Origin of the sequence: Enterococcus sp. AZ095b (assembly GCF_051714725.1) — a bacterium.
GTDB lineage: Bacteria > Bacillota > Bacilli > Lactobacillales > Enterococcaceae > Enterococcus_B > Enterococcus_B pernyi.
On the sequence record NZ_JBIOSL010000001.1, the window covers coordinates 2,673,408 to 2,680,000 of the forward strand.

Annotated in this window: 6 protein-coding genes (1 of these 6 only partly in view); 3 read left to right on the forward strand and 3 right to left on the reverse strand. The window is 35.7% G+C overall.

Going from position 1 to position 6,593, the window contains the following annotated elements:
* Window position 1: 1 nt before the first annotated feature.
* The 3 genes from IGJ99_RS12805 to IGJ99_RS12815 all read left to right on the forward strand — a co-directional run bounded on the left by IGJ99_RS12805 (window position 2) and on the right by IGJ99_RS12815 (window position 1,986).
* On the forward strand, window positions 2-436 hold the full coding sequence (locus IGJ99_RS12805) for an HIT family protein (RefSeq protein ID WP_010734190.1): 435 nt from the start codon (window positions 2-4) through the stop codon (window positions 434-436).
* Window positions 429-776 carry a YtxH domain-containing protein gene (locus IGJ99_RS12810; RefSeq protein ID WP_010734189.1) on the forward strand — a complete coding sequence of 116 codons (348 nt, stop codon included), beginning with the start codon at window positions 429-431 and terminating at the stop codon, window positions 774-776. The genes IGJ99_RS12805 and IGJ99_RS12810 overlap by 8 nt, the downstream gene beginning before the upstream one ends.
* Window positions 777-957: 181 nt before the next feature.
* Entirely contained in the window at window positions 958-1,986 is a 1,029-nt protein-coding gene (locus IGJ99_RS12815; RefSeq protein WP_153830548.1) for a peptidylprolyl isomerase, read from the forward strand.
* A gap of 388 nt (window positions 1,987-2,374) precedes the next feature.
* Here IGJ99_RS12815 and IGJ99_RS12820 read toward each other — a convergent pair whose 3' ends face one another.
* The 3 genes in view from IGJ99_RS12820 to IGJ99_RS12830 are tightly spaced (each overlapping or abutting the next) and all read right to left on the reverse strand, a layout consistent with a single transcriptional unit that may run on beyond the window.
* Complete coding sequence (locus tag IGJ99_RS12820) at window positions 2,375-3,319, reverse strand: 3'-5' exoribonuclease YhaM family protein (RefSeq protein ID WP_010734187.1); 945 nt, start codon at window positions 3,317-3,319, stop codon at window positions 2,375-2,377.
* Window positions 3,303-6,026 (reverse strand): ATP-binding protein, encoded by a 2,724-nt coding sequence (locus IGJ99_RS12825; protein ID WP_375152529.1) that lies wholly within the window; start codon window positions 6,024-6,026, stop codon window positions 3,303-3,305. Before IGJ99_RS12825 ends, IGJ99_RS12820 begins: the two co-directional genes overlap by 17 nt.
* Window positions 6,023-6,593 carry the final stretch of a metallophosphoesterase family protein gene (locus IGJ99_RS12830; protein WP_438770872.1) on the reverse strand. It continues 644 nt past the right edge of the window, so 571 of the gene's 1,215 nt are visible here — the last part of the coding sequence; the start codon falls outside the window, past its right edge; its stop codon occupies window positions 6,023-6,025. The genes IGJ99_RS12825 and IGJ99_RS12830 overlap by 4 nt, the downstream gene beginning before the upstream one ends.

Here is a 6,593-nt window from a genome sequence, read left to right on the forward strand (position 1 = left end):
TATGGACAATTGTATTTTTTGTAAAATCATCAATCAAGAGATCCCTAGCTATAAAATCTATGAAGACGAGAAAATCTATGCGTTCTTAGATATCTCTCAATCAACTAAAGGACACACATTGATCATTCCTAAAGAACACGTAACTGATATCTTTGATTACAACGAGGAATTAGCCAGTGATGTCTTTGCCCGTATCCCAAAAATCGCTCGTTCCATCGAAAAAGCATTTCCGGAAATGGAAGGTTTAAATATTATCAATAATAATCGAGAACTAGCCTATCAAACTGTATTTCATTCCCATATCCATTTAATTCCGCGTTATAGTAAACAAGATGACTTCTCCATTCACTTTGGAAACCATCAAGCAGATTATACAACGGAAGAAATGACTGCTATCCAAGAAAAAATCAAAGAGCAGGTGACGATTCATGGTTAAAAATTTTCTAAAAGGATTAGTATTCGGTGCTGTTACCGGTGCAGCAGCAGGATTATTATTTGCACCACGTAGTGGAAATGAGACCAGAGAGAAATTGATTGCAGAATTAGATGAAGCAACTGAATTAACCAACGAATTAAATAACAGTTTGAATCATTTTAAACACGCGCTATCTGAAACAAAAAAAACAGCTGAAACTGTTATTCCACCTTTTCAAGAATCAATCGAAAAAGACCTTGAAAATTTCAAATTCCAAGCAGAACCACGAGTTACACAAATCCAAGAACAAGTAGAAAAACTTTCGGCACATTTACCTGAAAGCTTGACAGACGTGCAATAATGATCAAAAATCAAGCGCTTTTGATAACTATATGTCTTTTTCATGTGCCTAGATGTATGGAATGTGACAAAAATTTGAATTTTGTTTGAAACTATCAGTCAGAACGTTTTTATTCGCTCATAGATATGGTATAGTAATATTTGTGAAAACCAATAATAAATTACAGGAGTGCAAAACTTAAATGAAAAAGAAAAAAATAATTTTAGCTGCGACAAGTGCGTTAGCTATTCTAACACTAGCAGCTTGTTCTGGTGGCGGGGATACAAACAAGGATATCGTAACCATGAAAGGCGGCACAATCACAGTTGCTGATTTTTATGAAAAAGCAAAATCTGAATCCGCTAACCAACAATTACTTCAACAAATGGTGATCTATGATGTATTCAATAGCAAATACAATGATAAAGTTTCAGATAAAGAAGTAGATGCTGAATATAATAAAACAAAAGAAACTTATGGTGACAGCTTCGAGACACAATTAGAATCTGCAGGATTTACAGAAGAAAGCTACAAAGAATTCCTTCGTAATAATCTTGTCTTTAAAGCTGGGATCGAATCTCATGTGAAATTGACAGATGAAGACTTGAAGAAAACGTGGGAAACATTCCATCCAGAAGTAGAAGCACAAATCATTAAAGTTGCTAGTGAAGACGAAGCAAAAGAAGTTAAGAAATCAGCTGATGACGGCAAAGATTTCGAAGAACTAGCGAAAGAAAAATCAACAGATACAACTAAAGACGATGGTGGTAATATCAAGTTTGATTCAGAAACACAAACTGTTCCATCTGAAGTAAAAGAAGCTGCTTTCAAACTTAAAGACGGTGAGATCTCAGATGTGATCACTGCAACAAATCCTTCTACTTATGCAACAGAATACTATGTCGTTAAAATGGTGAAAAACCAAGATAAAGGAAATGACATGGATAAATTCAAAGATCAATTAGAAGAAATTGCGACTCAAGCAAAAGTGAATGACAGCGAATTTACAACAAAAGTAATCGGTGAAGAACTAAAAGAAGCGAATGTAAAAATCAAAGATGACGCATTCCAGAACATCTTGACACCATTTACTTCAGCTACAACAAGTACATCTTCAACTGAAGACTCAGCAACAGAAAGCTCAGAAACAAAGAGTTCTGAAACAAAATCAACTGATTCTACTGAAACATCAGAAACAGAGCAAAGCACGACTGAATCAACAAACGAATAAATACTATACGCTTCTACACATTAAAAATAAATGCTAGAAAGTATTTAAAAAATGGTTTAGGAAGAGAAAATTCTTCCTAAACCACTTTTTTGAATACGATAAGTTCTCATTATTCATCTCTGCTAACGGAAAGTAAAACATTCTTTGGGTTCATAAAAAAATGTTTAGGGACATAGTTCTCTTTGAACCAACTAAAAGCGAATAAATGTTGGGAACAAAAGTTCCCTCTTCGGAAATAAAGCGACATCCACAAAAGTTTGAAAAACAATTTTCGTGGATGTCGTCTTATTTATCGAGGCTAAATACTTCCGTCTTGCCCTCTTTAAAACTAGTGAGATGCTATCAATAAATTGTTACGTATCTTTCATTGTCTATCGAACAATTACCATCATTTCTGTTTAGGTACATAAAAACTACGATTATCTAACCCAAATATTCGATCTGTATATTTCCCTGGCTCTGTTTGACGAATCGCAGTAGTCATCATTTGCATTGAAGCATCGATCGTGTCGATTTGGTGTAAGACTTCAGCTTCCATGATTCGAGGTCGAACAGGCGAACCATATTCTAATAATCCATGATGTGATAGAACCATATGACGTAAGATCAGCACATCTTCTTCTTCCTCACTGATTTTCAACGCTAAACAAGCTTTTGTTATTTCTTCATCAATTAAAACTAAATGCCCTACTAAATTACCTGCTAATGTGTATTCTGTTGCCATTGAGCCAGACAACTCGATTACTTTCCCTAAATCATGTAAGATAATTCCCGCATAAAGTAGCGGGCGATTCAATTCAGGGTATTCATCAGCAATCGCTTTACCTAAGTGTAACATCGATACTGTATGATAAGCCAATCCACTAGCAAATGCGTGATGATTTCGTTTTGCTGCTGGATATTCAAAAAATTGTTTTTGGTATTTATTGAGTAAATAACGTACGATTCGATTCCAATGTGCATTGGTGATCTCAAATAGCAATTGGTTGATTTCTTCTTCCATTTCTTCTTTTCTCAATGGTGCTCTTTCCATGTACAAACTGGGATCACTCGGTTCATCAACTTTTGTTAAACGCATATGCAAGATTTTAACTTGAGGGTTTCCTTGATAGACCTCGCGTTTACCATTTAAAAAGACAACTGTTCCCGGTGTAAATTTTTTGATCTCGTCCTCTGATGCATCCCAATATTTGCCATCAATTGTTCCTGATGTATCTTGAAATGTAAAAGCGATAAATTTCTTACCGTTCTTAGCAATTCTTACATCTGCATTTTTGATCAAAACGAATTGTTCGAATTGTTCATCAACGACTAATTCACGTATTTTTTTCACTATTTGCACCTTCTAACTTTCTCACAGATTGTTCTAGCTCATGATAATAGCTTACCATTTCTTGATCAGAAGACAAGCAGATTACTTGATAGGTTTTGCTAAATTCAGCTAGTAGTTTAGCTAAACGGTATTTTCTCTTATGGTCGTAGTGTAGCCAGCCATCATCAATGATCACTGGACAGATCGAACGTTTCGCTTCCAAAGCAAGATATGCAAAACGCATCGCCATAATCATCTGATCCTTTGTCCCTGTCGATAGTTCATAAATTGGAAACTCATCTGTACCATTTGTTAATGTCAATGTATCGTTTTTCAATTGTATTTCTTGGTACTGTCGATCAGTTAGGATACTTAGATAGTCTCCAGCTAATTTGAGTAACTGTGGTAATTGCCGTTCACTTAATTCTGTCGAAAGATCACCTAAAAATGTCCCAGCAATCACTAAGCCTCCCCACTCTTCAAATAAAGTTTGTAGTTGTGCTTTTTGTAGACTTTCCTGTTGATATAATTCATCTAATGTCCCGTCTTGTTGTAATCCCTCAATTTGCAACTGCAAACGTTGACGTTGCTCACTCTTCCTACTTTCTTCCCTCTTTAGTTCTTGCAATCGTTCGGATTCATGAGCAATCTGAGTCTGCAACTGGCTATAAGTAATGACAGTTTTAAAAATTGGGGAAAGAATATGCGTCAATTCTTCAAAACGCGCTTGTTGTTGCTTCGTTTGCTCCACCTTTTGTAAAAAAATCGGTACTTCTGATGGGTAAGAAAGTTCTGCTCTAGTAAATTGTTCTTTGTATTCCTCCAACCACATTTTTTGTTTCTTTTTCAATGCGTTGATTTCTTGTTTCAATAAAGTATTCTGTTGATAACTTCTAGCATATTTCATTTGTTCCATCTCTTGGATGAACGTGGTTAATAGCGCCATTTTTTCCGAGAGAGATTTATGTTGGAGAGGTAGCCATTCTTTTGCTAGGTCAAGTTCCCCATCTATCTGTAAGAGTTGTTCCTGTATCTCACGTTCTCGTTGTTGCTTTTTTTGGAAAACAGCATAAAGCTTTTGATAATCTGTTACTTCTTGGCCCTCATTTTTCATCGTTTCAAGCGTGTTCATTATTCCTAATGAGTGATGATAGGCAAAATCAGCCACTGATTGTTCCATTTTTTGTTGCTTTCGTTTATTCTCATTGATTGTTTGAGTAATCTCTTCTAATTGTGCCAATACAATATCCAGTTGTCCTAGTTTCTCTTGCCATTTCCCTTTGATTTCTGGCAAATTTTGGTTTGTAGTGTTCTTAGGTTTTCTACGAGTCAACGTATAGCCAACCACTCCCAAAGCAAGCAATGGCCCCAATATTTTTCCAGGCATAGGTAAGATTAAACCAATCACAGCTAACACTAACGCACTAACGTAAAATTTGAAAAAGGATTGTTTTTCTGGAACATCCTGGGTCGGTCTTGTTTGGATCAGCGTTGGATGGGCTAGTTCTAATTCATTGATCTCTGCTTCTAGTGTTTGTTGCTGTTCCTTCACAATATCAAAACGAATCGCTAACTGACTGTGTTCATCATTTAATTGTTGCGCCATCGTATACAAAGAACGCCACTCTGGATCATCAATAAATTCCTGTGGTCGTTGCAATCGATCCCAGCGCCAACGTTGTTCTAAGATTTTCAATTCTGACGCTGTTTCCCTTGTCTCTACTTGCAGTCTTTGCCACTCATCCATTAATTGCTCAGTTGAAAATTGCTTTTGCTGTAGTGCTTTCAACTCTTGTTCTTGTTCTAAATAAAAATAATAACGTGCAGACTGTTGATCCATCCCACTATGTCGCTCTAACGAAGCCTCAAGTTCTTCCAGACGTTCGTTCATTTGTTGATAACGTTTGGTAAATACTTCTAAATCTTGTATTAGTGATTCATCCGGTACTTCAGCTAGCATATTTTTTTTCAGTGATTGCCACTCTTCATATAAAGAGAAATTCAATTCTTGTTGATGATACAGCGTAAGTTTTTGATTGATTTGTTCGATATCATGCAATAAGAGCTGTTGTTGTTCTGCTAGTCGTTGTTCCTCCATGATCCATTCACTATAGATCGCCTCTTGTTCTTGCTTTTGATGAATCTTTTCTTGTAGTTGTTTCCATTCATTTAGTCGCTGATTAATCACTAATTTTTGACCTTTTCTTTTAAACAACTTATCAGCTGATTGATAATATTCTTGTCTTTTTTGAAAGACATGAGAACTCCCAGTGATTCCTAATGAAATCAGCGCATCATGTAATTCTTTTTCTGTTAAATGAGCAAGTTCACTCAGTTGTTCTTGTTGAAATGTAAAAACCTGCTGGAATAACTCTTTCGTCAAAGGTGAAAGTAGTTTTTCTAAGAGTTCATCACTTCCACTTTGGCCATTACATGTGACCTTCGATTTACCTCTATTTTGTTGTTTATATCTCTCAACATAAATTTCTCCATGTACAGGATGATTCAGCCATAATTTCCCACCATATGCAGAACCGTCTCTCGGTGTGTAATCTTTCTTTTTCTTCCCTTTTGATGGAAAACCAAAAAGGATTGCTTGAATAAATTGATAAATTGTTGACTTTCCCGCTTCATTTTCACCGTAAATCAACTGATTGCCAGAGGTAAAATCAAAGGTTTGCTGACGCCACTTTCCAAAAGCTGCTATTTCGATTTTTAAAATATTCATTCAGTACCCCCCTCAAACAAAAAGTCTTGCCGAATAATTTCTTGGGCCTTTTGTATCGTAGATTCTTGAAAGTCCGGTAGCAGATCCAACACTTTGATTGCCTCTTGATTTGTGTAGGCTTCATGTAATATATGCTGAAAATCTTCTTTTGTTTGGTAATTTTCGAATAGTTGTTCAAACATCAATGTGGAAGCAGACAAAGAAATTTTTACCTTGTTATCTCTTTCTAAAGTAGAGATGCGCCAAATAACTAAATTCGAAAATTTCCTGTTTGTTTCTTCCTTCAAATAATCTAATAATTCTCCAGAATAAATACGATCCAACACTTCCTGATCTAAGTGTTCATAATCAATGATCTCAAATTCAATGAGAGTCATCTTATTGGGTTCAACTAATTCTTGCTGGATTTTCTTCAATACATCCGTCGTTTGTTTCACTTCTCTGAGAGAAATTTGCTGACGTTTCCAATAAACTTCTGCAACTTTTATAGGTGTTGTTCGACAAGATGCTCCTTGAAGTTCAACTAAAACTATTGAAGTCGCAGGCTCTTCTTTTTTTGTATGACCT

Excerpts from the sequence above, each read along its gene's own strand:
- IGJ99_RS12805 (WP_010734190.1), top strand. The coding sequence starts at position 2 with ATGGACAATTGTATTTTTTGTAAAATCATCAATCAAGAGATCCCTAGC.
- IGJ99_RS12810 (WP_010734189.1), top strand. The coding sequence starts at position 429 with ATGGTTAAAAATTTTCTAAAAGGATTAGTATTCGGTGCTGTTACCGGT.
- IGJ99_RS12815 (WP_153830548.1), top strand. The coding sequence starts at position 958 with ATGAAAAAGAAAAAAATAATTTTAGCTGCGACAAGTGCGTTAGCTATT.
- IGJ99_RS12825 (WP_375152529.1), bottom strand. The coding sequence starts at position 6,026 with ATGAATATTTTAAAAATCGAAATAGCAGCTTTTGGAAAGTGGCGTCAG.